Origin of the sequence: Arthrobacter sp. C2, from assembly GCA_024207135.1 — a bacterium.
In the GTDB taxonomy this organism is placed as follows: domain Bacteria; phylum Actinomycetota; class Actinomycetes; order Actinomycetales; family Micrococcaceae; genus Paeniglutamicibacter.
The window spans coordinates 4,500,031-4,525,393 of record CP042428.1 but is presented as its reverse complement, the minus strand read 5'-3'; the positions used below and the strand labels follow the sequence as shown (position 1 = coordinate 4,525,393).

The following is a 25,363-nucleotide window of genomic DNA, read 5'->3' as shown; positions in this document are numbered from 1 at the left end:
GCCGTCCCCTCCGCAGGATGGCCATTGAACCATCAAAGTCCAAGATGTGCTTCACGTCTAGGTGTTTGGTCCCCGGAATGGAGGAAAGGGAGGCAGGCATCCTCGTGCCCAAGAATTCCCTGCCCGAACGACAAGCACCGTGCGTTCCGCCGCTTTCGCTCCGATGCCGGGCCGGGTGCATGGCGTGGGGCCCCGGCAAAGAAAAAAGTCCCCCCCGGGCGGCTCTTGCGAACCGTTCGAGGGGACATCATTCAGGCATTGGCTGTTATTGCTTGCCGGCGGCCAGATACAAATCGATGGCCTTGCGCATGGATTCGCGGGCGCGGCGCCGGTCCCCGGCCGCGTCGTAGGCCAGTGCCAGGCGGTGCCAGGACTTCCACGACTCGGGGTTTGCCTCGACCTCTTCCTTGTACTGCACGAAGTCTTCGTCGGCCGCGGCCTTGACGATGCGACCCGAGGGCGTGCGGGGCAGGTTGTCCTCGGGCAGCAGGCCCTCGGAGGCCAGGATCGAGGCCATCTTTTGGGTGCGTGAACCGAAGAGCACCTCGCGGATCAGGATCCACACCCCGACCAGCGGGATTACCAGGGCGGCAACGCCGATGACCTTGGCGATCGGCTCCTCGGCGGTGATGAAGCGGACCGCCGAACCGAAGGCGGCGACCAGGTAGAACACGAAGAGCAGCAGGATGGCGCCGACCCAGAACTTTGTTTTCATGCGCGCTTAGCGTCCCAACTCGAGGTAGCCGTCAAGGCCGTAGGTGAGCCCCGGACGCGAGGCCACGGTGCGCAGGCCCAGCAGCACGCCGGGCATGAAGGAGGCGCGGTCGTAGGAGTCGTGGCGCAGCGTGAGCTGCTCGCCTTCCCCTCCCAGCAGGACCTCCTGGTGGGCGACCAGGCCGCGCAGGCGCACCGAGTGCACGTGGATCCCGTCAACCACCGCGCCGCGGGCTCCGTCGAGCTGGGTTTCGGTGGCATCCGGGCTCACCGGCACGCCGGCTGCTGCGCGCTCTGCGGCAATCAGCTCGGCAGTGCGCACGGCGGTTCCCGAAGGGGCATCGACCTTGTTGGGGTGGTGCAGTTCGATGATTTCCACCGATTCGAAGTAGCGTGCCGCGGTGGCGGCGAAGGCCGAAGCCAGCACCGAGCCCAGGGCGAAGTTCGGGGCGATGAGCACACCGGTTTCGGGGTGGTCGGCCAGCAGCGAGGTGAGGGATTCGCGCTTGACGTCGTCCCATCCGGTGGTGCCGACGACCGCGTGGATGCCCTGTTCGACGGCGAAGCGCACGTTGGCCTCGGTGCTTGCCGGGACGGACAGGTCCACCACGTGGGTGGCCCCGGCTTCCAACAGGATTTCCAGGGAATCCCCGCGGCCCAGCGCGGCCACCAGTTCCATGTCCGTGGCCGCATTGACGGCCTTGACGGCCTCGGCTCCCATTCGTCCCGCTGCGCCAATTACGGCGACTTTCAGTGGTGCACTCATAGGTTCAAGCCTATCGGGAATTTTCGTTGGCTCCGCGTCGGTGACAGCTTCCTATCCAGTCGGCATGGTGGGATGCCTTACTTTCACGATGGCGGCTGGATGGACATCGCAGCGCACGATTCAGCCCCGCTGGACATGACTACGGGTTCATCCCTGGAAGGATTTCGCTCAAGCTCGATGTGTTCGGCCAAAGCTTGATTGGGGTGCACGTGCGTCTGAACCATTTCGGTGAGGTGTGCAGCAGAGTGTGGAATGGTGCCGCCGGCGGTGAGGCCTTGTGTTCGGAATAATCCAATCACATTTCACTCTCCCCGAGATCCGAGAGGTTCACCATTTCCATTCAGGGCGACATTCCACTGATAATCTGCACCGCAAACGAGAACGAAATATAGCCAGAAGAACTAGGCTATTTCTTCTTGCGGAATGCCTCGGCCGCCTTCAACGCTTCTTCAGCAACGATCTCATAGTTGTCGCGGCCCTGCGTCAGTGTCATGGACTCCTCACCGAACTTTTCGTAGGCAAAGTCAACTAGCCGATCGGGTTCCTGAATGCCCAGCGCATTAATGATGTGGCCCAGATCAGCAATGTCCTTCGGCCGTTCCGCCACTACCTTCATTGCGGCTAGCGTTGGGAGGTCTGCCAGCTGAATGGCCGCGGAGGTGCCTTCCGGTCCAGCCATCCATGTCGCGTTCTCCGGGAGAAAGGCCATGGCTCGGGAATTGATCCAATCCGGGGGCAACGAATACTCGACGGCCATCTCCCGAGCCACTTGCTCAACTGCAGCCGCGCTCGCGTAACGCGCGTCTATATCCCCAGTGGCCCGCTCGATCAGCCCATGAAGCAGCAAAGCAGCTCCACCGACAATTTGGATGTTCAACGCTACGCCGCGGGCATTCAATCGTACTTCTAAATCCGCCAGGAGCCTGACGATATCCTCACGCCGAAAGCTTCCCGAACTCATGCGGTAACCAGATCCCTTTCACGGATCCAGACGTTCAGGGCTTCCATTTCTGGTGGCGTTTCCCTCCGAATCAGGTCCTTCATTCGGTCGCCCACCGGATATAGCTTTTCGGACAAGAAAACGGGGTCCCTTGAAGGTCGGATACTACGCGTCCACCCTGGTGATGGGGTTCCAGTCTTTCGGGAAAGCCAACGGGTGATGGCACCGAGCGCGGTCAGATACTCCGGGTCCTTGATGCATGGAGCTGTGAAGATGAGGGCACGCTGCGCCTTGATCGAAGCGCTGGCGTACTCGCCGATCAGGCGTAAAGCGAATTCATGGTCTCCCTCTTCAAGCGTCTTCTCAAACTCCTGTGCGAACCCTTCCCCCTGAGTATCCTTCGATGTGGTTCCTGGTGCGTCGAAGCCAAGCTCCCCCATGGCGCGGAGGGTGAGCCCGAGCGAAGCGTTGTCTTTCCCTGCTTCCAGCTCGACGATGAATTTACGGGACGCACCAATGGCATCTGCCAGTGCCTGCTGCGTGTACCCGAGCAACTTGCGTCGATCGCGAATCTTGCCACCCAGGGCATCTGCCGCAAAACTATTCATGCTCATAATACTATTATGACACCGATCGGTTACATCATCTAGTGGGCGGCCTCTCGGCTGACGAAAATACCGGGCACGATTACCTTGTATTGGCACGTGCGCGTCAGCGCTGCTACGTGCCACCACCTCGAATTTAGGGGAACAACGTGGGCAGCAAAAAGCCGCCGGAATACAGTGCTTCCGGCGGCCCATCGGTGGTTCTAGCTGGCGTCGATGACGTACCAGCAGCGATCCTCGCGGTTCCAGCCCACCGAGGCATCACGCAATTTGCGCAAGGACTTCAGGACGTCGCGGTTGATGGCCGGGTGCCCGTTTTCGTGGGTGTAGACCCACTCGTCGCCGAAGGCCTCCGCAATGCGTGGCACGAGGGCTTCCTGGTGGACGGTCTTCTCTTCGTGGATCGCATCAAGGATCCACTGGGCAATTTCTGGTGCATTGGTCATCTACTCAGGATACGGGTGCACTGGACGCACCACACAACGCGCCCTTCCTGGGAATCGTCTTCACCACCCGCGCATTCCAGGAACGCTCCGGGCGTGTCAGGGGGCAGGCGGCAGGCGGGTACCGATGCCGGGCGATATGTTGGATCGCTTTTGCCGGTGGCCAAGCTGCTTGCCGGCCCGCAAGGCTTAGGCGCTGCCCACCCATTCGACCTCGCCGTCGGCGAAGAACTGTTCTTTCCACACCGGCACGTGGGCCTTGACGGTTTCCACCAGGTCGCGGCAGGCCTCGAATGCTTCGCCGCGGTGGGCCGAGGCCGCCGCGGCCACCAGTGCCGAGTCGCCGATGTGCAGCTCGCCGACGCGGTGCGCGGCCCAGAGCCGGGTGCCGGGGTGACGGGCTGCGACTTCGGCCACCAGTTCTGCCATGCGCGCCGGGGCGCTGGGGTGCGCGCTGTAGGTCAGCCGCAGCACCTCGCGCCCGGAGTCGTGGTTGCGCACGATCCCGCCGAAGTTCACCACCGCCCCGGTGTGCGCGGATTCCACCGCGTCCCAGGCGGTGGCCGAGTCGATCGGGGTGTCGCTGATCCCGGCGAAGACGACTTCGCCGGGAACCGGGGTGCTGCTAGTGGTGGGCATGGCTTCCCTCGAGCTGGTCGCAGATGTGGGTCAGGACCGGGGCGAGCACGGAGAGCCCGTCCATGACCCCGGACGGGGATCCGGGCAGGTTGACGATGAAGGTCTCCCCCGCGATGCCCGCATGCCCGCGGCTGAGCGAAGCCATCGGGGTCTTCTGCAGCCCGGCGGCGCGCAGCGCCTCCATGATCCCGGGCACGGTGCGGTCCAGCAGCGGCTCGGTCTGTTCCGGGGTCACGTCGTCGGCGCTCAGCCCGGTGCCGCCGGAGGTGATGATGACGCTGGGCTTGGCCAGCAGCAGGCCCTGCAGCGCTGCACCCACGGCCGGGCCGTCGGGCACGATGACCGCGGGGATGACGTCGAAGTTCTGTTCCTGCAGCCAGTCGGCGATGACCGGGGCGCTGGCATCCTCGTAGATGCCCAGTGCGGCACGGGTGGACGAGATCAAGATGGCAGCCTTGCGAGGGGCTCCCAGTGGTTCACAGGCGCTCATGCGCGTATTTCTCCTTCGGGGTTTTCTTGCAGTTGCGGGGAGATGTCCCAGGAACCGGACTTGCCGCCGGACTTGGACAGCACCCGCATGTCGGTGATGCTTGCGTGCTTGTCGACGGCCTTGATCATGTCATACAAGGCCAGGGCGGCGGTGGACACGGCGGTCAGCGCCTCCATTTCCACCCCGGTGACCCCGCGGGTCTTCACGGTGGCCAGGATGCGCACGCGGTCCACGGCGTCGAGCTCGAAGTCGACGACGACCTTGGAGATCGGCAGCGGGTGGCACAGCGGGATCAGCTCGGAGGTCTTCTTGGCCCCCATGATGCCGGCGATGCGGGCCACGGCGAGCGCGTCGCCCTTGGGCATCCCCGAGGAAGCGACCAGCGCCATGACCTCCTCGGTGGTGTGCACATAGGCCTCGGCGGTGGCCTGGCGGCTGGTTTCGGCCTTCTCGCTGACATCGACCATGTGGGCGCTGCCGTCTGCGCGCACGTGCGAGAGCTTGGCCGGTTCGGAACCGGGTGCCGGTGTGGTGTCGGGGCTCATGAGCCATCTCCAATGATCAATACCTGCACCGGGCTTCCGGCGGGCAGGACGGTGGTGTCCTCGTCGATGAGGATGAACGAGTTGCTGCCGGCCAAAGCGGCAAGCAGGTGCGAGGAGGCCCCGCCCAACGGGGTGAAGACGCCCCCGGCATAACTGCCGCGGCGGACCTGAAGCTTGTTGGGCATCGAGGCCACGTCTTCGGTGAGCGTGGCCAGCAGTTGCAGGCGCGCGGGCAGCCCCAGGATCTCGGCGAGCGCGGGGCGCAGGAACATCTCGTAGCTGACATACGCGCTGACCGGGTTGCCGGGGAACGCAATGAATGCCACAGGGGCGTGCCCGGGCAACGCCAGGATCCCCGCTCCCTGGGGCCCTCCCGGTTGCATGGCCACCGAACCGAATTCGATGCCGTGGTTGATGAGCACTTCCTTGACCACGTCAAAGGCGCCCTGGGAGATCCCCCCGCTGCTGAGCACCAACCGGTAGGCGCGCTCGCCGGCTTCCAGCGCCTGGCCCAACGAGGCAATGAAGCTTTCGGGGGAATCGTCAAGCACCCCCACGGTGGTCACGGCGCATCCGGCGGATTCCAGTGCGGCGGCCAGCATCGTGGTGTTGGCGTCGTGGATCTGCCCGGGGGCAAGGTCCCCGCCCGGTGCCACCAGTTCATCCCCGGTGGACAGCAGCAGCACCGCCGGGCGCCGGAGCACCGCCACCTCGCCGATGCCCAGGCCCGCGAGCAGCCCCAGGGAGGTGGGCCCCAGCCGGGTGCCGGCGGCGAGCACCGGGTCCCCGGCGGCGATGTCGCTGCCGGTGGTGCGGATGTAGCTGCCGGGCTCGGCGATGGCCGGCAACCGGACGCGGAAGCCGGAGGCGGTCTCGGCTTCGCCGGGGAACCTGTCGGGTTCGGCCGCCTCGATGGGGATTACGGTGTTGGCTCCGGCCGGGACGGGGGCACCTGTCATGATGGGCGCCGCGGTGCCGGGTTCCAGCGCCGGTGCCGCGATGCCTGCGGCAATGGGTGCCACCACGCGCAGCGGCTCGGGGCCGAGGTCCGCGGTGTTCGCCGCGTACCCGTCCATCTGCGAGTTGTCCCAGGGCGGCAACGAGCGCGGGGCCGTGACCGGTGCGGCCAACGTCCGGCCCAGGGCACGGTCCAGGCCAAGGGTCTCGGTGCCCGGGTCACCGAGGGCCTTGTCGACAAGATCCTTGATGCCTGCCCGGTGCTCGGCGACAGTGCGGCGGAAGGGTGAGGTCATGGCATCCATCCTAGGCCGCAACCGGAGGCACGGGCCCGCCGACTCCCTGCGAAGATCCCCGGGCGGGAGCTAGGTGGCGGTCACCGGAGGTTCCTTCAGGCACCGGTATCGCACCGCCATGACCCCCGTGCCAAAGCTTCGCGGTGCTTCGACCATCTTGAAGCGGCTGGCTTCCACCCCGTTGGGGAAAAGCTTCTTTCCCGTGCCCAGTACCACCGGATACACCCACAGGTTCAGCTGGTCCACCAGTCTCGCCTTGAACAGCGACTGCAACAGGTCCGCGCTTCCCCAGGTATGGATCTGCCGGTGGGCCGCCAGCAGGGCCGGCAGTGCTGCGGCGGCATCCACGAGCTGGGTGGTGTTCGCCCACGTGAGCTCCGGGGTGCCGCGGGAAGCCAGGTACTTGGGCACCGAATCGAAGGCCGCCCCGATCGGATCCGTCTTCCCCGGCCAATAACTGGCAAATAGCTCATAGGTGATCCGGCCCAGCAACAGGGCATCGGATTCCTGAACGTCGGCGATGATCCGTGCACCGGCCTCGGCCGTCCGGTAGGGAGTTTCCCATCCCGGGTACTCGAATCCCCCGTCCTGCTCGCTTGGACCGCCGTTGGCCTGGATCACTCCGTCCATTGTGATGTGCATGTTCACGTGCAGCTCACCCATGACGCGCTTCTTCCCACTCGTTGGATTCACCGGCCACCTATGCGCCGGCCGTTTGATGCAGCAAGTGTAGGCCCCATCCCGATTGCAGGAAACGGTCCGCCAGCTGCTGGTGCGAGGCGAAGGATCGTGTCAGGCAGTGGCGTAGCGGGCGGCGATCGTTCGGGCGGCTTCCTCGACGACCCGCGCCTGCTCATCGTCAGTGATCGACCAGGTGCCGTGCACGAGGCGGGGCCAGAAGACCGAGGATGCAATCATCCCGAGGAACTGCGCGGAGGCCATCTCCGGGTCATCGATCTCGGCCACCCCTGCTGCCTGCGCATCGCGGAGGTAGCGCCCCAGCGCTGTGAGCACGGGCAGCGTGCCGAAGTCGAAGGTGCGCTCCCGGAGCTCGGGGAACTTGGGCGACTCGGCGATCACGGTTCGCATCAGCGCTGCCATCTCGGGCCGCGTCAGCAGCTCTGCATACGCGCGGCCAAGCAGCGCCAGCCCCTCCTCGAAGTCTTCGGTCGGGACGTCGAGGGGCTCCGAAGCGGGAGACCCTCCGGCAGCGAGCACCGCGGCCTCGAACAGTGCTTCCTTGGTCGGGAACTGCTTGAAAAGAGTTGCCCGGGAGACGCCCGCCTGCTCGGCGACTCGCGCCAGCGGCGTGCGATCGTAGCCGTTCTCCAGGAACAGCTCCGTCGCCGCGACGAGGATCGCGTCGCGATTTGTCGCGGCTATCCCACGATGGTATGAGGAACGTCCGCGTGTCATCTCACCAGTATCCCATAAAGGTGAGTCCATTGACTTGCCTCTAGCGAGGTGGCTACCGTAATAAAGACGAGTCAACTGACTCGCCTCTCTGAGAAGGAGCACACCAATGGCTACAGTGATCGTCCACGCAACCATCACCCTTGACGGATTCCTGGCAGACCAGGGAGGAGGGGTGGACTGGATGTTCGGAAGGCCCTCTGCTCCGGAAGACAACGCCGTCGTCGAGAACGTCATGGGCAAGATCAAGGCAATAGTCGGTGGAGCGAACAAGACCCGGACTATCGAGGACGGCGAGATCCCCTATGGCGGCATGCTGCAGGTGCCGGTCTTCCTCATGGCGCACAGCGTTCATGACCCGATCGAGCGCGACGGCATCACGTACACCTTCGTGGTCGACGACATCGCCGAAGCCGTCGAGCGAGCCTCGCAGGCCGCCGGCGACGGGTGGGTCAGCCTGCTCGGCGGAAGCATCTCGCGCCAGTGCCTGCGCCTCGGGCTCGTCGACGAGCTGCACCTCGACGTGGCACCGGTGCTGTTGGGCGACGGCATCTCGCTGTTCGCAGGCCTGGGGCAGCGCATCGAGCTGGAGCGTCTTGAGACCTCCGCATACGCGAGCGAGACCCACCTTCGCTTTCGAGTAATCAAATAACGCTGCGACGACCTCAGCCGTCGGTCACACGTGGGACGGATTCCACCGTGTTCCGGCATACGTGACCGGCCAGAACCCGGGCTCTGCCAAGGCGACGGCGAAGAACGCAGCGGAACTGCTGCAGGGCCGAGTTGGTACGTCGGCCTGAATCGTGCCGCGCCTAAAGCATGGCTGAACGCGTAGCAGAGACGCCACTGCACATTCACCCGGATGCCGTGCTGGCCCCGACGGTCGCCGGCCAGGCGCTCCAACCGGTTCCCTGGCGAAATCCGCAGGTCCTCGACATCCTTCGCCGCATGGATCAGCTCGAGCTTCCGCAGGGTCGCCCGCTGTACCCCTCGGTCGATGCGCTTGACGTACTGCTCATGCCAGATGCGCTCGGTGGCCTTGCTAGCCGAACGATCTGCCAACGCGACCAGTAAACCCACGCGACGAGTTTCGATACGTAGAGCGCGACTGCCCGCAGAAAACCCTACGCCCGCGTTCGTGGCGTAGCGCGACCTTGCTGGCAATGGGCGGGGTGCCCGGCTGGGGCTACTGCTCCCCGGCCATCGCGCGCAGAGCGGCGAGGTGCCCGTCGAAAGCACGGCGACCCAGTGGGGTGAGCTTGATGGTGGTGATCTGGCGTGAGTCCGAGCGCTCGGGCGAGGACTGCTTACTGCTGCTGAGGTAGCCTAGCTCGACGAGGTTCCGAACAGTCTTCGAGAGGTTCGCCTCGCTGAGTTCGAGCGTCGCCGCGATCGCCGAGAACTCGGCTCCAGCGAGTGGACGCAGCATCGCACACAGGCGTAGCCGAGTCGGCGCATGGATCATCTCGTCAAAGCAGGGTTCAGTGCGCACAGCGGCTCCCATGGATAGTCCACGCGCAAATGCTGCGGATATTGCACGTCGGGACGCTGCCCGTCGAGGACAAGCCGGATACTCGCGCTGCCATGACGGCATCCCTCTCATCTCGCACGACGCACCTCCGCCGCGTAGATGCGATCGTAAGCCATGACACCGAGAGCTGTGTAAATGCCTGCAATTGCGGCGGCGACAAGAATCCAACCGCGCAAGCCCATGACCGCGAGCATCACACTGGCCCCAAGCGAGACTACGTGCAGGAAGACGATCCCGATCAGCAAGGCGCGGCCGCGCGGTCCGGCAGGACGGGAAATGCTGAGGCCGCTGCGTCTGCGGAAGAACACCTCAACGCCAACGGAGACCAACGTGCTTGCCAAGAAGAACAGCCACGCCCACTGGAAACCGGCAGCGGGACCTACAACCAGCAGCGCCGCAGCAAACCCTTGCGCTGGAGCGCCCCACCAGGTTTCAGCCGACATCCGATCCCCGACACGCCCGCGATCGTTCCCGATGACATCGAGCGCATCCCGCGCGGACGTATGGCCACGCTGATCCTCAAAATAACTTTCCATGGGGTTGAGTAAATCACTTGACGGGTGGTTAAGCAACCCTGGGTGGCCGCTGGGCTGCCGCCCCCAGTCCGGGCCAACCCGCGCGGACCTTGGTTCGAAGAGCCCGATGTGCCACCGGTGTCCTGATGCAGAACGGTCACCGATGCCCGGAGAGGGCAAACAGCGGACAGCAGCCCGCTGTTGACAGCGCGCGCCCAGACCGAAAAAATGCGGCGGTCCACACATCGCCGACCGGAGCGGTCGACGAGACGTTGGAACGAGAACCTGGATTCCACCCGGTTCCGTTTCAACGTCCACTCAGCTTCAGCTCCGTTGCTTGACCTACCTAACCCAGCGGTTTCATGAGGTAGGAAGTCATTAACCGTCTTTAACGAGGAAAAGGTGACCTGAACTGGGAAAATGGAAGTGTCTAAGCCTCATATCCACCAGTTGAAAGGGTCACCTTTTCAGTGCTCAATTCTACCGCAGTTTTCCCTGTCATTCCGGCATCCCTGACTGCCCAGGCACTGGTGTCCCACGCAGGGCTGGGAATGCTGGCCGGCTTCCTCAACGCCTTGGGCTTCCGGAAGCTATGTGAGGACCGCTTTTCCCAGTTTGTTCCCGCCCTGGCCGGGCACCGACCCGGAAAAATCCTGGGCTCCTTGGCGATGATGCTCGCCGGCGGCGGCGAACAGGTCACCGACGTCGACCAGCTCCGCGCCGCCCCGGCGTTGTTCGGGTCGGTCGCCTCCGATGCGACGATCAGCAGGTTCATGGCCCGGATCAAGGGCCAACCCGAGGCCTTCGCCCATGGGTTTGCAACCATGCAACGCACCCTGCGATCCAAGGTGTGGGAGGCTGCCGGCAAGCGGAGTCCGGCACGCCGGGCCACCGCGGAAGATCCCCTCATCATCGACATCGATGCGTCCCTGGTTCACGTCCACTCGGAGAAGGAAAATGCTGCAGCAACCTACAAGGGTGGGTATGGCTTTTCCCCGTTGATTGCCATGGCCGATTACGGCGCCGGGAACGGAACCGGTGAGGTCCTCGCGATCTTGATGCGCCCGGGAAACAAGGGTGCCAACAGCGCGAAAGACCATATCGAAGTCCTGTCCCAAGCCTTGGCCCAACTACCGGATGAGTTCCATGACGAGCACGGTGAACTGATCGGTGAAAGGATCCTGATCCGCACCGACAGCGCCGGGGCCTCCCGCGAGTTCCTGCACCACCTGCACTCCTTGGGCCTCCAGTTCTCCACGTCCTTTGCGTTGCCGGTGGCCAACGAGCGGCTGATCGGGTGGATCAATGAGAAAAAGTATTGGGAGCCGGCGACCGACCAGCAGGGCGAGCAGCGTCATAACGCGTGGGTGATCGATGCCAGCAAGGTGATTGCGCTAAAGAATTACCCTCCCGGCACCCGCCTCCACCTGCGGGCCGAACCCTTGCATCCTGGAGCCAACGCCAGCTTGTTCGACACCGACGGGAACCGGGTCACCGCATTCCTCACCAATGCACCCCGGTACAACGTTGCTTTTCTTGACGCCCGGCACCGTGCCCGTGGCCGGTGCGAGAACAGGATCAAGACCCTCAAGAACACCGGACTCGGTAAGCTGCCTTATCACTCCTACGCTGCCAATACAGCGTGGGCGAACCTTGCCATGTTTGCCATGAACCTGGTCAGCTGGCTTCAGCTCGCGGTGCTCCCCACGGGGCATGCGGCCGGGCGCTGGGACATGAAACGCTGGCGCTACCGATTGTTTTCCATGGCGGGGAAAATCGTCCACGGCGGCCGACAAACCAAACTCTTGCTATCCCGCAAGGCACCCGAGGCCAAGCTCCTCCTGGAGCTCTACGAACGCTTCAAGCACCTGCAGCAACGCTTCAAGGACAGCATCCTGATCACCTGAACCGGTGAACCAACCCATCCAAACGACCAGGAAGAAGCCCAGCTCGGACACGTGGAACCCGACGCCCCATACCGGCGACACGGCAACCATCGGCGTGCCCCTAAACAGCAAAACCGCCAACCACGAACCAAAATACGAAATCAGCGGCTTGCCATCACCTTATGAAATGGCTGGGCTAACCGCAGGAGAGCCGGCCCTGCACGCGAGTGGGATCCATGCACCCTCGTCGTCAATCGGGACGACGGCCCGCACACCCGCGAGGCGAAGGAGCAACCTTCAGCCCGACGGCGTGACATCTCCCCGGGGGTCGAAGAGATCGTCAATCCTGCACCCAAAGACCTCGGCCAGGCGGAAGGCCAGCGGCAGGGACGGGTCGAACCGTCCGCGTTCGATGGAGATGACCGTTTGCCGGGAGACGCCGAGCTCGTCGGCGAGGCGCTGTTGCGACCAGCGGCGCTCCTGCCGGCGTTCGGGAAGGGAGTTTTTCACCCTTAGCCCCGCTTCTTCGCCATGAGGTAGCGCACGAAGGTGCTGAAGAAGCCGACCACGATGACCCCGATGAGCGCCCAGAGCACGTCGAGCTCGAATCCGGTGATGGAGAGGATCGCCAGGACCAAGCCGGTCAGCATGATGGTGTCGCGGAATGCGCCGGCCATGGCGGCGTCCAGCCATGTCGATTCGATCGATTCGTCCGGGTTGTCGATCGCTCCCCGCAGGCTCGTCCGGTCGACGACGAGCGCCCAGACCAGGCCCACGAGCCCCCAGGACATGACCAGGGCGAACACCCCGGCAACCGGCAGGGCGTGCTCGCCACTGGCCACACCTGTCCAGAGGGTGACGGCACCGACGCCAATGGCCAGCAGCAGCCCGACCGGAATGGCGACGGCCACGGCGGGAAGCCGGCCGTCGGCGAAGCGGGTTCGGCCCCAACGTGTGCGGTTGTCGGTTCTGGTTTCACTGCTCATGGACACTCCTCATGTAAAGCGTGCTTGACTTGCAAAGCAAGCTTGACATGTAAAGCTCGTTTGACGCAACCCCTTGCCCCCGAAACAGGCAGCACAAAGCGCGGCCCGGCGTTCGGTCAGTCGCATGGACGGCCGGCCCGCAATATGAGCCTGCAGCTCGGCGCATGGTCTCATCGCGTTCGGCGGGCACCGATGAACGTATCGTGGGCAGTGTCAACAGGTCACCGGCGACCTTCTTGACGGCGGACCCGGGAACCGCGGGGAACCGGGAGTGCCGCTCCCCGCGGTGTCCGCACAGAACCGATGCCACCAACCCTTCCCCGGCCCTTGCCCCCGTGCCTACCATGGGGCCATCACGGTTGGCGTCAACCGGGCGCACCGCTGAAAAGCAGGAGTAGGGCCATGACGGTTCAATCTGTCCTGTCCGAAAAGGACAAACTCGATCTATTGCGCATGATGGTGCTGATCCGCACCTTCGAGGAAGCAATCTTGCGCGAATACCATGCCGACAAGTCGCCGGGCTTCGACATCGGGGCAGGACTGGTGCCCGGCGAAATGCACCTGGCCGCCGGCCAGGAACCGGTGGCCGCGGGGATCGGCGCGCACCTGTCACGCGGCGACGCAATGACCGCCACGCATCGCCCGCACCACCTGGCCATCGCCCACGGCGTGGACATTCGCAAGATGGCCGCGGAGATCTTTGGACGGGAGACCGGGCTGGGCCGGGGCCGCGGCGGACACATGCATCTCTTTGACCCGGAGGCCCATTTCTCCTGCTCCGGGATCGTCGCCGAGGGGCTGCCGCCGGCGCTCGGGCAGGCCTTTGCCTTCCAGCGCGCCGGGACAGACCGGGTGGCGGTCGCCGTGGCCGGGGAGGGCGCGGCGAACCAGGGCGCGTTCCACGAGGCGCTGAACCTCGCCGCTTTGTGGAAGCTTCCGGTCATCTTCGTCATCGAGGACAACGACTGGGGGATCTCGGTCCCGCGATCGGCCTCGACCTCGGTGCCGTCCAACGCGGTCCGTGCCGCCGCCTACGGGATCCCGGGAACCCGCGTGGAGGACAACGCCGTGGAGGATGTCTGGGCCGCGGTCGGCGAGGCGGTCCGCCGGGCACGGGCCGGCGAGGGACCCAGCCTCATCGAGGTGCACACCCTGCGGTTGTGGGGCCACTTCGAGGGCGACGCCCAGGGCTACCGCGGCGACCTCGAGGGCGTTCCGGGCCGCGACCCGATCCCCACCTACCACAAGCACCTCTCCGACGCCGGAATCCTCGACACCGCGACATTCACCGAAATGGGGGCCGCGGCCTCCGCCACGGTCGAGGACGCGATCGCCTTCGCGAAGTCCTCTCCCCTGCCCGATCCCGCCGACGCCTTGAAGTATGTATTCACCGAAGGAGCAAGGTCATGAACACCCTGTCCAGCACACAAACCCAGCTGCCGCTCGAGCCCGAAGCGGGCCGCCGCAGGCTCTCCACCTCCAAGGCCATCGTCGAGGCCATCGCCCAACAGATGCACACCGACGAGAAGGTCTTTGTGATGGGCGAGGACGTCGGCGCCTACGGCGGCATCTTCTCTTCCACCACCGGGCTGCTCGACGAGTTCGGCCCCGAACGCGTGATCGACACCCCGATCTCCGAAACCGCGTTCATCGGCCTGGGCATCGGTGCCGCGGTCGAGGGCATGCGGCCGGTGGTCGAGCTGATGTTCGCCGACTTCTTCGGGGTCTGCATGGACCAGATCTACAACCACATGGCCAAGATCCACTTCGAATCCGGCGGCAACGTCCGGGTACCGATGGTGCTGATGACCGCGACGGGCGGCGGATACTCCGACGGTGCGCAGCACTCCCAGTGCCTCTGGGGGACCTTCGCCCACCTGCCGGGCATGAAGGTCGTCGTCCCGTCGAACCCCTACGACGCGAAGGGGCTGATGACCGCCGCGATCCGCTCGGATGACCCGGTGGTCTACATGTTCCACAAGGGCATCATGGGACTGGGCTGGATGAAGAAGAACCCGCGCTCGATCGGCGCGGTGCCCACCGACGCCTACGAGGTGCCGATCGGCAAGGCCCGGGTGGCCCGGGAGGGAAGCGACGTGAGTATCGTGACGCTGTCCCTGTCGGTCCACCATTCCCTGGATGTCGCCGAGAAGCTCGCCGGCGAGGGAATTGACGTGGAGGTCATCGACCTGCGCACCGTGGCGCCCCTGGATCGCGAGGCCATCATTGCCTCGGTGTCCAAGACGGGCCGGCTCATCGTGGTGGACGAGGACTACCAGTCCTTCGGCCTCAGTGGCGAGGTCATCGCCACGGCGGCCGAGGCGCTGCCCGGCGGGCTCAAGCACGTCTCTCGCGTCGCGGTCCCCGATGTCCCGATCCCCTATGCCAGGGACCTGGAGTACGCCGTGCTGCCGACCCCGGCCCGCATCGAGGCGGCCGTGCGCCAGGCGGTCGGGCAGTGAGCCAGATCCTGTTCCCCGTGATGACCGAGGATGCGCAGGCCACGGGCGTCGTGGTCACCTGGTTCTTCCAGGACGGCGAGCAGGTGGAGGTCGGCGACCTGATCGCCGAGATCGCCATGGACAAGGTGGACAGGGAAATCAAGGCCGAACACTCCGGGGTGCTGAAGGTGCTCGTCCCCGAGGAGGAAGCGGTGGCCCAGGGCACGGTGATCGGCCGGATCGAATAGCCGCCGGAGCGGGAGGCGCACCGCCGGCTCCCGCGCCGGCGGCTCCTCCCCCGGCGAAGCGCTGTCCGCCAAGGGCCAAGCCACAAAGGGCGCATTGCCCGTCCCCGTCGACTACGCTCGATATATGGCGACGAACACAGACACACCCCGGAACACCGTCAGCCTGCCCATGCCCACCATCCTCACCCCGGCACCCGCTGACGCCCCCGGGCTCAGCGACAAGTTCGGCCGGCAGGCCACCGACCTGCGCATCTCGCTGATCGACAAATGCAACCTGCGCTGCACCTACTGCATGCCCGCCGACGGCCTGGCCTGGCTGCCCAAGTCCAAGCTGCTCACCCTGGAGGAAATCACCCGGATCGTGCGCATCGGCGTGCGCGATTTGGGAGTGCGCGAACTGCGCCTCACCGGAGGAGAGCCCCTGGTCCGCGTGGACCTTCCCCAGATCATCGCCGCCGTCCGCGCCGAACACCCGCACCTGCCCGTCTCCCTGACCACCAACGGGGTCGGGCTGGCCCAGAAGGCCGCCGCGCTCGCCGAGGCCGGACTGACCCGCATCAACGTCTCCCTGGACACCCTGCACGCCGAGACCTTCGCCAAGCTCACCCGCCGCGACCACATCGACTCGGTGTTCGCCGGCATCGACGCGGCGCTGGCCGCCAACCTGGCCCCGGTGAAGATCAACGCGGTGCTGATGCGCGGGATCAACGACGAGCAGGCCCCCGAGCTGTTGGCCTGGGCGCTGGAGCGCGGCCTGGAGCTGCGCTTCATCGAGCAGATGCCGCTGGATGCGGACCACGTGTGGCGCAAGGACAACATGGTCACCGCCGCGGATTTGCGCGCCTACCTGGAAACCCGCTTCCGGCTCTCCCCCGACACCAGGCCCCGCGACGGGGCGCCGGCCGAACGCTTCCTGGTCTCCACCCCTGAAGACCCGGAGACCATCCTGGGCGCGGTGGGCATCATCGCCTCGGTCTCCGAGCCGTTCTGCGCCGACTGCAAGCGCACCCGCATCACCGCCGAGGGCAAGGTCATGAGCTGCCTGTTCTCGCGTGAGGAAACCGACCTGTCCGCGCTGCTGCGCGACGGCTCGGACGACGCGGCAATCGCCGAACGCTGGCGCGCGGCGATGTGGGGCAAGCCCCGGGCCCACGGCATGGACCACGCCGGGCTCGGTTCGAAGGACTTTGTACAATCGGAGCGCTCGATGAGCGCCATTGGAGGATAAGTGCGCATTCGCTACTTCGCCGCCGCCGCACAGGCCGCCGGCATCACCGAGGAACGACTCGACCTGGTTGGGCTGCCCGAGGCCACCCTGGGCTCGGTGCTCGAGCACCTGGCCGCCCGCACCCCCGCGTCCGCCCCGGTGGCCGACGGGCCGCTGCTGCGATGCACCACCTCGCTGGGCACGGTGCTGGCCCGCTGCAGCTTCCTGGTCAACGGAACCAGCGAACAGGACAAGGACCGCGTGCTGCTCCCCGGCGACGAGCTGGACGTGCTCCCGCCCTTCGCCGGCGGATAGCAGCATCGCCCGGCCGCGGAACTACGTCCCGCGGCGCCCGGTCCACAGCCCGCGCAGCAGCGGCAGCACCGACCCGATCATCAGCACGTTGCCCAGCACCGCATCCTCGGGCCGCAGGATCGCCCCGGCAATGAGCAGGGCACCGAAGAGGACCGCGTGGATGCCCCGGCGTCCGGTGCGCTCCAACCGGGCCACCCGGCGCTCGAGGCGCGGGTTGGCCACGGCCAGCGACCCGTCCTCGATCCGGGCGGCGAGCCGGTCCAGCCGGCCTGGCAGGCGCAGGGCGAGCCCCGCCGCATCCAGCACCTGCTTGGCGGTATCCTGCACGAGGTTTCCGCGCTCGTCGCGCACCAGCTGCGCGGCGTAGGGCTCCACCGAGTCCCACAGGTTGAAGGCCGGGTCCAGCGAGCTGCACACCCCCGAGGTCAACGACATCGCCCGGATGATCAGCAAGAAGTCCTCCGGCAGCTGGAAGGGCAGGGACCGGATGACGTCCCCGAATTCCTCGGCGAACGCGCGGAACTCCCGCGGGTCCACCTCCCGCAGTTCGGCAAAGCCCATCCCGCCAAAGCGCGCGAACAGCTGCGTCATGGCCCGCTCCAGCCCGGCGGTGTCCGCGGAGGCCACCAGCACCCCCACGTCGCTGATCGCCCCGACCAGTCCCTTGCCGTCGCGCGAGGCTGCGGAAACCAGTGCCTTGCGCAGTCCGCTGCGCGTGCCCGGAGGCACCTCCCCCATCATCCCGAAGTCGATGAACGTCAGTTTCCACGGGTGCCCGGTTTCCCCGTCGGCGGCCGGGGTGACAAAGATGTTGCCCGGGTGCGGATCGGCGTGGAAGTAGCCGTTGGTGAACAGCTGGTCGAACATCACCGCGGCGAACACCGGGGCCACCAGCACCGGATCGATGCCGGCGGCGGCAAGCGCCTGCACGTCGGTGACCTTGATCGCCGTGACATCCTGCAGGGTCAGCACCCGGCGGGTGGTCCGCTCCCAGGCGACCAGAGGCACCGCGACCCGTGCGTCGTCGCCGAAGTCCACGGCAAAGCGCTCCGCGTTGGCCGCCTCGTTCAGGTAGTCGATTTCCTGGAGGCTGGTCCGGGCGAATTCCCCGACCAGGGCCGGCGCGTCGGCGCGCTCGGAGACGATGCGTACGCGGCTGAGCCAGCCGGCGACCTTGCGCAGCGCCGCCAAATCGGCCTCGACGATCCGTTCGATGCCCGGGCGCTGGACCTTGATGACCACCTGGTCCAGTCCGCTGTCCGCCGCGTCGGCCGGCAGCAGCTTCGCCCGGTGCGCCTGCCCCAGGGAGGCGGCGGCCAGCGGCTCCTCATCCACCCAGGCGAAGCGTTCCTCGAGCGCGGCCCCCAGCTCCTGCTCGGCCAGGGCGCGGATCGCGGGAAAGGGCACGGGCGGTACCTCGTCCTGCAGGCCTTCGAGTTCCTCGGTGATTTCCGGCGGCAGCACGTCCAGCCGGGAGGACATGAACTGCCCCACCTTGATCATCAGCCCGCCGAGCTCCAGGGCCAGGGCGTGGAAGCGCCGGGCGAAGGAGCGCATCCGCTTGGCGCGGGTGCGCTCGGAGACCCGGTCCAGCCCGATCCTTGGGAGGAAGATCTCAAAGAACCAGATCCCCGCCAGGTGCCGCGCGGCGAAGCGCAGGATGCGGCGGTACCTGGCGCGGGTGTCCCCGGCCCCGTCGGCCGTGCCGGCACGGTCCCGGGGATCGGTTCCCATGGCGCCTCAGCCCTGGGCGAGGATCGAGTACAGCTTGCGGCGGGCCTCGTCGAGCACCGCCACGGCCTCCTGGATCTGCTCCGCGGAACCGCTGCGTCCCACCTGGGCCGCCGCCTGGGCGAGCTCGACCCCGGCCTTGGGCAGGGCGGCGAACCCCGTGCCGGATGCCGATCCGCCCTGCTCCCAGGGGACGGAGCCGTTTGCCTCGGCCACTTCCTCGCGGCCGGCCTCGGTCAGCGAGTAGATCTTGCGCCCGTTGGACTCCTCGGTGCTCACGATCCCCTCGTCAGAAAGCAGCTGGAGCGTGGGGTATACCGATCCGGCGCTGGGCTTCCAGTGGCCGTGGCTGCGCTCCTCGATTTCCCTGATGATCTGGTAGCCGTGCATCGGTTGCTCGGCGAGCAGGGCCAGGACCGCGGCGCGGACCTCGCCGCGCCCGGCACGGGTACCCGTGCGCTTTTCAAAGCGCGAGCGCAGCTCGTCCATGGCCTGCCACACGCCATCGAAGTTGTTGCCGGGAAATCCCCCGACCGGGTGGGAACCATGCATCACGATCTCCTTCGGAAAAATTCGAACGATATATAGCGATACTCAACGATACGTCCGGGAATCCTTGGATGGCAATGGCCTTTCGGGCGCAAAGAAGCGGTCAGGTTCCCGGGAAATCCGGGGAACCTGACCGCTTCGGTGGTGTTGCCTAACCGAGGCCGCTAGACGCGGTCGGACTCGCTTTCCATGGCAAGACGTGCCTTGCGGGACATGTGGCTGGAGCCGCGCACGTCGCCGGCCTTCCACTCGTCCCAACCCTCGCGGTCCTTCATGAACGCCTCGATCTCGTCCTTGCTGGCTTCGAGCTTCGGGTCGTGCTTGAGGTACCAGCGGGTTTCGCGCACGATCAGGCCCGAGAGCAGCAGCAGGCCGATGAGGTTCGGCAGCGCCATCAGGCCGTTCATCATGTCGGAGAAGTTCCACACGGCGGTCAGCTCGGTGGTGCAACCCACGTACACCACCAGCGAGAAGACCACGCGGAACGGCATGACCGCCTTGCGCCCGACCAGGCGCTCGATGTTGCGCTCACCGTAGTAGCACCAGCCCAGGATGGTGGAGAAGGCGAACATGACCAGCCCGATGGTCACGATCCAGTGCCCCCACTCGCCTGGCAGACCGAAGGTGAAGGCGTGGCCGGTCATCAGCGAGGCCTTGATCTGCTCGCCGGTGTCCGGGTCGATGTAGTTCCAGGCGCCGGTGGTGATGATGACCAGACCGGTGCAGGTGACCACGATGATGGTGTCGATGAAGGTCTGGGTCATGGAGACCAGGCCCTGGCGCACCGGGTGGGTGGTCTGTGCCGCGGCGGCCGCGATGGCTGCCGAGCCCATTCCCGATTCGTTGGAGAAGATGCCGCGGGCCACGCCGAACTGCACGGCGATGATGATGGCCGAGCCGGCGAAGCCGCCGACCGCGGAGGTGCCGGTGAAGGCCTCGGTGAAGATCTGGCCCAGGGCGGCCGGGACCTGGCCGACGTTGGCGATCAGGATGTAGATGGCAGCGCCGACGTAGAAGACGATCATGACCGGCACGAAGCCGGCGGTGACCTTGCCGATGGACTTGATGCCGCCCACCAGGACGATCATCGCAAGCACGGTCAGCACCGCGCCGGTTCCCCAGGTCGGGACGCTGAAGGAATTCTCCAGGTTCGCGGCAATCGAGTTGCCCTGGGTCATGTTGCCGATGCCGAAACAGGCGATGGTTGCGGCAATGGCGAAGAACAGCGCCAGGAACTTGCCGAACGGGCCCTTGATGCCGCGTTCCAGGTAGTACTGCGGACCGCCGGACTTTTCCCCGGCGGTGTCGGTGCCGCGGAAGCGGACGCCCAGGTAGGCCTCGGAGTACTTCGCGGCCATGCCGACCAGGCCGGTGACCCACATCCAGAACAGTGCGCCCGGGCCGCCGATGCCGATGGCCGTGGCCACGCCGACGATGTTGCCGGTGCCGACGGTCGCGGCCAGCGCGGTGGTCAGTGCCTGGAACTGGGAGATGTCCCCCTCGGAGCCGGCATCCTTGCGCTTGAGCAGTCCCAAACGCAGGGCCACGCCCAGCTTGAAGAACTGGAGTCCGCCCAGGCGGATCGTGAGGTAAAGCCCGGTGCCCAGCAGCAGCGGGATGAGCATGAACGGTCCCCAGATGACACTGCTGATGTCTCCGAAGAATGTTGCAAGGTCTTCCATAATTATGGTTCCCATATCTTCTCGTGCGAGTGATGTATTGTGCCGGTGATCAGCGTCACAAAGCACCCATCATACGCGAACGAAGCGACCGGCGGTGATGCGTGGCACAACGCGGAATACCCACCCACGACAAGCGGTCCTGTTTGTGCGATTAACGGTGCAAAAGGTCTTTGAGGCAACGAAAAAGACCGTCGTTTTCCCCTCTGAAAAGGGAAAAGGACGGTCTTTTGCAGACAAAGCTTCTGGGTGGGGACTACATCCCGAAGTCGGTCGGGGAATCGAAGGGACCCACCACGGTGATCGTGCGAGGACGCGAGGCCAGCAGCGCAGCCAGTTCCTGCACCTGGGCCGGGGTGACGGCCTTGACGCGGTCCAGGGATTCGTCGATGTCGTGGAAGACACCGGTGACCAGCTCGGCGCGGCCCAGGCGCGACATGCGCGATCCCGGATCCTCCAACGCCAGCACCATGCCGCCGGAGAGCTGGCCGACGGCCTTGCGCAGTTCCTCGTCGGTGATGCCGTGCGCTGCGAGCTTTTCCAGCTCTTCGGCCAGCAGCTTGATGACGCGCTCGGTCTTTGCCGGGGCGCACCCGGCATACATGCCGAAGTATCCGGCGTCCGAATATGCGGCGGAGAACGAGTAGGTGGAGTACACCAGTCCGCGCTTTTCGCGGATCTCCTGGAACAGGCGCGAGGACATGCCCCCGCCCAGGATAGCGTTGAGCACGCTCATCACGTGGCGGCGCTCGTCGGTGGCCACGATGCCGGGGCAACCCATGATGATGTTGACCTGCTCGACCGGTCGGCGGATCACGTCGATGCGCTCGGAGCCGGTGATTTCCACCGGAACCGTGGAGCGGCGCGGTACCGGAGAGGCGCCCTCTTCCAGTTCCCAGCCGGCGGTGCGCAGCGCGGCGAGCACCTGCTCGCAGACCTCGTCGTGGTCCAGGGAGCCGGCCACGGTGATGACCAGTTCGTCGGGGGTGTAGAAGCGCTGGTAGTGCTCCCAGACGGCCTCGCGGCCGATGCCGGTGATGGCCTCGGGGGTGCCACCGATCGGGCGGCCCAGGGCGTGTTCGCCGAGCACTGCCTCGACGAAGCGCTCGTGGGCCACGTCCCCGGCGTCATCAGCGTCCATCGCGATCTCTTCGAGGATCACGTCGCGTTCCTGTTCGAGCTCATTGGGGTCGATCACCGCGGAGGTGACCATGTCGGCAATGACGTCGATGGCCATGGGAAGGTCGGTGTCCAGCACGCGGGCGAAGTAGCAAGTGCTTTCCTTGGCCGTGGCGGCGTTCGACTCGCCTCCCACCTCGTCAAAGGCCGAGGCGATCTCCAGCGCGGTGCGGCGCTTGGTGCCCTTGAACAAGAGGTGCTCCAGGAAGTGGGTCGAGCCGTGTTGCCCGTCCTGCTCGTCGCGGGAACCCACTGCCACCCAGAAACCAATGGTGGCCGAACGCTGGCCGGGCATCGCCTCAGTCAGCACGCGGACGCCGCCGGGCAGCACGGAGCGGCGCACCAGCGCCCCTCCGGCTTCCCCGTGGACGATGGTGGGGTCTCCCGCCTCGATGGGTGCTGCGGTGTCGGAGACACCGCGCTCCCCTGCCTTGGCAGGGGTTGCTCCAACGCCGTCGAGCGGCAGGGGAATCATGACCACTGAGAATGTCCTTTGCTCTACACAGAAAATTTGGGGGCGGATCGCACCTTCAAAAACGCGAAACGCATTCATCCATTCTTCCACAGTGGCGCCGTTAAGCAGCCGAACTATGAGTTGACTCCCATTTGCGTACCTGGCGTGGCCACTACTCCCCCATGGCCTTGGCCGTTAAGAGAAAAATCCCGGCCCACCAATAAGGTGGGCCGGGATTTTCTAGCCTAGAAGACCAGGGACTGGTTACTCAGCAGCTTCGACGAGGTCATCCTCGGCTACAACCGGGGCAAGCGAGAGCTTTCCTCGATCGTCGACCTTGGTGATCTCGACCTGAAGCTTCTGGCCAACGGAGACGACGTCTTCGACGTCGTCGACGCGCTTGCCACCGGCGAGCTTGCGCAGCTCGGAGATGTGCAGCAGGCCGTCCTTGCCCGGGGTCAGCGAGATGAACGCACCGAAGGTTGTCAGCTTCACGACGGTGCCGAGGTAGCGCTCGCCAATCTCAGGAACCTGGGGGTTGGCGATGGCGTTCACCGCGGAGCGCGCGGCTTCTGCCGACTCCCCGTTGGTGGCGCCGATGAGGACGGTTCCGTCGTCCTCGATGGAGATATCCGCTCCGGTATCTTCCTGGATCTGGTTGATCATCTTGCCCTTCGGGCCGATGACCTCGCCGATCTTGTCGACCGGGATCTTCACTGAGATGATCCGCGGAGCGTAGGTGGAGAGCTCGTCCGGGGTGTCAATGGCCTGGTTCAGGACATTGAGGATGTGCAGACGGGCTTCGCGGGCCTGGGTCAGCGCAGCTGCCAGGACCGATGCCGGGATGCCGTCAAGCTTGGTGTCAAGCTGGATGGCGGTGATGAACTCGGAGGTACCTGCAACCTTGAAGTCCATGTCGCCCATGGCGTCTTCGGCGCCGAGGATGTCGGTCAGTGCCGCGTAGCGGGTCTGGCCGTCAACTTCGTCGGAGACCAGGCCCATGGCGATGCCGGCAACAGCAGCGCGCAGCGGGACACCGGCGTTGAGCAGCGACAGGGTCGCGGCACAGACCGAGCCCATCGAGGTCGAGCCGTTGGAGCTCAATGCCTCGGAGACCTGGCGGATGGCGTACGGGAATTCCTCGCGCGACGGCAGCACCGGCTGGATGGCGCGTTCTGCCAGGGCACCGTGGCCGATTTCGCGGCGCTTGGGCGAACCCACGCGGCCGGTTTCACCGGTCGAGTACGGCGGGAAGTTGTAGTTGTGCATGAAGCGCTTGCGCGTCACCGGCGACAACGAGTCGATCTGCTGTTCCATCTTGAGCATGTTCAAGGTGGTGACGCCCATGATCTGGGTTTCGCCACGCTCGAAGATCGCCGAACCGTGGACGCGGGGAAGAACCTCGACCTCGGCGGTGAGCTTGCGGATGTCGGACAGGCCGCGGCCGTCCATGCGGATCTGGTCGGTCAGGATGCGCTGGCGCACGACCTGCTTGGTGACTGCACCGAAGGCCTTGGAGATCTCGCCTGCGCGGGTCTCGAAGGCGGTGCCCTCTGCGGTGAGCTCGGCAACGATCTCGTCCTTGAAGGTCGAGGCTGCGGTGTCGCGCTCCTGCTTGCCGGCGATCTGGTAGATCTTGGCGAGCTTGGTGGCGGCCTTGGCTTCGACGGCTGCGTAGGCGTCGTCTTCGAAGTCGCGGAAGATCGGGAACTCGACGGTCGGCTTGGCGGCGCGTGCTGCCAGGTCAGACTGTGCCTCGCACAGTGCCTTGATGAACGGCTTTGCAGCCTCAAGGCCCTGGGCGACAACCTCTTCGGTCGGGGCCGTGTGGCCCTGTTCCTTGATGAGGGTCCAGGCGTTGTCGGTTGCTTCGGCTTCAACCATCATGATGGCGACGTCGTCGCCAGCGATGCGGCCGGCAACGACCATGTTGAAGACGGAGTTTTCCAGCTGGCTGTGCTTCGGGAAGGCAACCCACTGGGCACCGTTTCCGTCGTCAACCAGGGCAACGCGGACGCCGCCGATCGGGCCGGAGAACGGAAGGCCCGAGAGCTGGGTCGACATCGAGGAGGCGTTGATGGCCACCACGTCGTAGAGCTCGTCCGGGTTGATTGCCAGAACGGTGACCACGATCTGGACCTCGTTGCGCAGGCCCTTGACGAAGGTCGGGCGCAGCGGGCGGTCCATCAGGCGGCAAGCCAGGATGGCTTCGGTCGACGGGCGACCTTCGCGGCGGAAGAAGCTGCCCGGGATGCGACCGGCAGCGTACATGCGCTCCTCGACGTCCACGGTCAGCGGGAAGAAGTCGAAGCCTTCACGCGGGTGCTTGCCGGCAGTGGTTGCCGAGAGCAGTGCGGTCTCTTCGTCGATGTAAACCATGGCTGCACCTGCAGCCTGCTGGGCCAAACGGCCGGTTTCGAAGCGGATAACGCGCTTGCCGTACCGACCATTGTCGATCACGGCCTCTGCGAACTGAATTTCGGGACCCTCCATTGGGGCGTGTCCTTTCGATCAATATCCGCAGCACACTGCGAACAAGCCACACATGCGGTGCAACCTGGTCTTCGATCGAGACTCGCGCTCTTCTCTAATTAGGAGAGCGAAAGCCACTACCGAGGACCGCGACTGTCTTCCGGTGGGTCAAGTGCGCGAGGTGCGCGGATATTTCGTCTTGTTTCTGTGCTGGTCATGCGAAATTGCAAACCATACGTACACCAGCCTACCGGGTTAACTGAATCGGCGCAGTGAGGACCGGCACTGGACGATTCCCCGCATCCGTCGCCCCGCGCCGGGTTCGCCCCGGCATCGTATGCAATGACAGTTTGGGCCTCAAG

Annotated in this window: 27 protein-coding genes and 1 pseudogene; 7 read left to right on the top strand and 21 right to left on the bottom strand. The window is 65.5% G+C overall.

Going from position 1 to position 25,363, the window contains the following annotated elements:
* Positions 1–265: 265 nt before the first annotated feature.
* The 11 genes from FPY90_RS20660 to FPY90_RS20610 form a co-directional block, all read right to left on the bottom strand.
* Positions 266–715 (bottom strand): hypothetical protein, encoded by a 450-nt coding sequence (locus FPY90_RS20660; RefSeq protein WP_498683117.1) that lies wholly within the window; start codon positions 713–715, stop codon positions 266–268.
* Positions 716–721: 6 nt separating this feature from the next.
* Positions 722–1,480 carry a 4-hydroxy-tetrahydrodipicolinate reductase gene (gene dapB, locus FPY90_RS20655; protein ID WP_498683116.1) on the bottom strand — a complete coding sequence of 253 codons (759 nt, stop codon included), beginning with the start codon at positions 1,478–1,480 and terminating at the stop codon, positions 722–724.
* A 406-nt stretch (positions 1,481–1,886) separates the two neighbouring features.
* Positions 1,887–2,441: a DUF6036 family nucleotidyltransferase gene (locus tag FPY90_RS20650; protein WP_498683115.1), complete on the bottom strand. Its 555-nt coding sequence runs from the start codon at positions 2,439–2,441 to the stop codon at positions 1,887–1,889.
* Positions 2,438–3,034 carry a helix-turn-helix domain-containing protein gene (locus FPY90_RS20645; protein WP_071215850.1) on the bottom strand — a complete coding sequence of 199 codons (597 nt, stop codon included), beginning with the start codon at positions 3,032–3,034 and terminating at the stop codon, positions 2,438–2,440. The genes FPY90_RS20650 and FPY90_RS20645 overlap by 4 nt, the downstream gene beginning before the upstream one ends.
* Positions 3,035–3,228: 194 nt before the next feature.
* Positions 3,229–3,471: a DUF6953 family protein gene (locus FPY90_RS20640; RefSeq protein ID WP_071215851.1), complete on the bottom strand. Its 243-nt coding sequence runs from the start codon at positions 3,469–3,471 to the stop codon at positions 3,229–3,231.
* A 186-nt stretch (positions 3,472–3,657) separates the two neighbouring features.
* The gene (locus FPY90_RS20635; RefSeq protein WP_498683112.1) at positions 3,658–4,107 is read right to left on the bottom strand and encodes a molybdenum cofactor biosynthesis protein MoaE; all 450 of its coding nucleotides are present in this window, start codon (positions 4,105–4,107) and stop codon (positions 3,658–3,660) included.
* Positions 4,094–4,597: a MogA/MoaB family molybdenum cofactor biosynthesis protein gene (locus tag FPY90_RS20630; RefSeq protein WP_498683110.1), complete on the bottom strand. Its 504-nt coding sequence runs from the start codon at positions 4,595–4,597 to the stop codon at positions 4,094–4,096. Before FPY90_RS20630 ends, FPY90_RS20635 begins: the two co-directional genes overlap by 14 nt.
* Positions 4,594–5,142 (bottom strand): cyclic pyranopterin monophosphate synthase MoaC, encoded by a 549-nt coding sequence (gene moaC / locus FPY90_RS20625; RefSeq protein ID WP_498683108.1) that lies wholly within the window; start codon positions 5,140–5,142, stop codon positions 4,594–4,596. The genes FPY90_RS20630 and moaC overlap by 4 nt, the downstream gene beginning before the upstream one ends.
* The gene (locus tag FPY90_RS20620) at positions 5,139–6,395 is read right to left on the bottom strand and encodes a molybdopterin molybdotransferase MoeA (RefSeq protein ID WP_498683106.1); all 1,257 of its coding nucleotides are present in this window, start codon (positions 6,393–6,395) and stop codon (positions 5,139–5,141) included. The genes moaC and FPY90_RS20620 overlap by 4 nt, the downstream gene beginning before the upstream one ends.
* Positions 6,396–6,464: 69 nt before the next feature.
* Positions 6,465–7,058: a dihydrofolate reductase family protein gene (locus FPY90_RS20615; RefSeq protein ID WP_498683105.1), complete on the bottom strand. Its 594-nt coding sequence runs from the start codon at positions 7,056–7,058 to the stop codon at positions 6,465–6,467.
* A gap of 129 nt (positions 7,059–7,187) precedes the next feature.
* Positions 7,188–7,811, bottom strand: a complete 624-nt coding sequence (locus FPY90_RS20610; RefSeq protein ID WP_498683103.1) for a TetR/AcrR family transcriptional regulator — start codon at positions 7,809–7,811, stop codon at positions 7,188–7,190.
* 106 nt (positions 7,812–7,917) lie between these two features.
* On the opposite strand from FPY90_RS20610, the gene FPY90_RS20605 reads away from it, so the two are divergent.
* Positions 7,918–8,460 (top strand): dihydrofolate reductase family protein, encoded by a 543-nt coding sequence (locus FPY90_RS20605; protein WP_498683102.1) that lies wholly within the window; start codon positions 7,918–7,920, stop codon positions 8,458–8,460.
* 224 nt (positions 8,461–8,684) lie between these two features.
* Here FPY90_RS20605 and FPY90_RS20600 read toward each other — a convergent pair.
* The 3 genes and pseudogenes from FPY90_RS20600 to FPY90_RS20590 form a co-directional block, all read right to left on the bottom strand.
* Positions 8,685–8,888, bottom strand: a pseudogene (locus FPY90_RS20600) (type II toxin-antitoxin system RelE/ParE family toxin); the annotation flags it as partial.
* Positions 8,889–8,994: 106 nt separating this feature from the next.
* Positions 8,995–9,300 carry a transcriptional regulator gene (locus FPY90_RS20595; RefSeq protein ID WP_217641927.1) on the bottom strand — a complete coding sequence of 102 codons (306 nt, stop codon included), beginning with the start codon at positions 9,298–9,300 and terminating at the stop codon, positions 8,995–8,997.
* A 107-nt stretch (positions 9,301–9,407) separates the two neighbouring features.
* A complete protein-coding gene (locus FPY90_RS20590; protein ID WP_498683100.1) occupies positions 9,408–9,875 on the bottom strand; it encodes a hypothetical protein in 468 nt (155 codons plus the stop codon).
* 449 nt (positions 9,876–10,324) lie between these two features.
* Between FPY90_RS20590 and FPY90_RS20585 the strand changes: the two genes are divergently transcribed.
* Positions 10,325–11,761, top strand: a complete 1,437-nt coding sequence (locus FPY90_RS20585; protein ID WP_498683099.1) for an IS1380 family transposase — start codon at positions 10,325–10,327, stop codon at positions 11,759–11,761.
* 276 nt (positions 11,762–12,037) lie between these two features.
* On the opposite strand, the gene FPY90_RS20580 is transcribed toward FPY90_RS20585, so the two are convergent.
* Together FPY90_RS20580 and FPY90_RS20575 are read right to left on the bottom strand one after the other, a co-directional pair.
* Positions 12,038–12,250, bottom strand: a complete 213-nt coding sequence (locus FPY90_RS20580) for a helix-turn-helix transcriptional regulator (RefSeq protein ID WP_498683097.1) — start codon at positions 12,248–12,250, stop codon at positions 12,038–12,040.
* A gap of 2 nt (positions 12,251–12,252) precedes the next feature.
* The gene (locus tag FPY90_RS20575) at positions 12,253–12,726 is read right to left on the bottom strand and encodes a hypothetical protein (protein ID WP_498683095.1); all 474 of its coding nucleotides are present in this window, start codon (positions 12,724–12,726) and stop codon (positions 12,253–12,255) included.
* 402 nt (positions 12,727–13,128) lie between these two features.
* Here FPY90_RS20575 and FPY90_RS20570 point away from each other — a divergent pair, with 402 nt between their 5' ends.
* The 5 genes from FPY90_RS20570 (at position 13,129) to FPY90_RS20550 (ending at position 16,937) form a co-directional block, all read left to right on the top strand.
* Positions 13,129–14,136 (top strand): thiamine pyrophosphate-dependent dehydrogenase E1 component subunit alpha, encoded by a 1,008-nt coding sequence (locus tag FPY90_RS20570; RefSeq protein ID WP_498683093.1) that lies wholly within the window; start codon positions 13,129–13,131, stop codon positions 14,134–14,136.
* A complete protein-coding gene (locus FPY90_RS20565; RefSeq protein ID WP_498683092.1) occupies positions 14,133–15,188 on the top strand; it encodes an alpha-ketoacid dehydrogenase subunit beta in 1,056 nt (351 codons plus the stop codon). Before FPY90_RS20570 ends, FPY90_RS20565 begins: the two co-directional genes overlap by 4 nt.
* Complete coding sequence (locus FPY90_RS20560; RefSeq protein ID WP_498683090.1) at positions 15,185–15,415, top strand: biotin/lipoyl-containing protein; 231 nt, start codon at positions 15,185–15,187, stop codon at positions 15,413–15,415. The genes FPY90_RS20565 and FPY90_RS20560 overlap by 4 nt, the downstream gene beginning before the upstream one ends.
* A 169-nt stretch (positions 15,416–15,584) precedes the next feature.
* Complete coding sequence (gene moaA, locus FPY90_RS20555) at positions 15,585–16,643, top strand: GTP 3',8-cyclase MoaA (RefSeq protein ID WP_498685643.1); 1,059 nt, start codon at positions 15,585–15,587, stop codon at positions 16,641–16,643.
* Positions 16,644–16,937, top strand: a complete 294-nt coding sequence (locus FPY90_RS20550) for a MoaD/ThiS family protein (RefSeq protein ID WP_498683089.1) — start codon at positions 16,644–16,646, stop codon at positions 16,935–16,937.
* A 21-nt stretch (positions 16,938–16,958) separates the two neighbouring features.
* Here the strand turns inward: FPY90_RS20550 and FPY90_RS20545 are convergent, their stop codons facing one another.
* The 5 genes from FPY90_RS20545 to FPY90_RS20525 all read right to left on the bottom strand — a co-directional run bounded on the left by FPY90_RS20545 (position 16,959) and on the right by FPY90_RS20525 (position 25,022).
* Positions 16,959–18,671 carry an ABC1 kinase family protein gene (locus FPY90_RS20545; RefSeq protein WP_498683088.1) on the bottom strand — a complete coding sequence of 571 codons (1,713 nt, stop codon included), beginning with the start codon at positions 18,669–18,671 and terminating at the stop codon, positions 16,959–16,961.
* Positions 18,672–18,677: 6 nt separating this feature from the next.
* Entirely contained in the window at positions 18,678–19,220 is a 543-nt protein-coding gene (locus tag FPY90_RS20540) for a PadR family transcriptional regulator (protein WP_498683086.1), read from the bottom strand.
* A 161-nt stretch (positions 19,221–19,381) separates the two neighbouring features.
* Positions 19,382–20,899: an alanine/glycine:cation symporter family protein gene (locus FPY90_RS20535; protein ID WP_498683084.1), complete on the bottom strand. Its 1,518-nt coding sequence runs from the start codon at positions 20,897–20,899 to the stop codon at positions 19,382–19,384.
* A 253-nt stretch (positions 20,900–21,152) separates the two neighbouring features.
* Positions 21,153–22,556 (bottom strand): M16 family metallopeptidase, encoded by a 1,404-nt coding sequence (locus FPY90_RS20530; RefSeq protein ID WP_498683082.1) that lies wholly within the window; start codon positions 22,554–22,556, stop codon positions 21,153–21,155.
* A gap of 237 nt (positions 22,557–22,793) precedes the next feature.
* Complete coding sequence (locus tag FPY90_RS20525; protein WP_498683080.1) at positions 22,794–25,022, bottom strand: polyribonucleotide nucleotidyltransferase; 2,229 nt, start codon at positions 25,020–25,022, stop codon at positions 22,794–22,796.
* Positions 25,023–25,363: the final 341 nt, after the last annotated feature.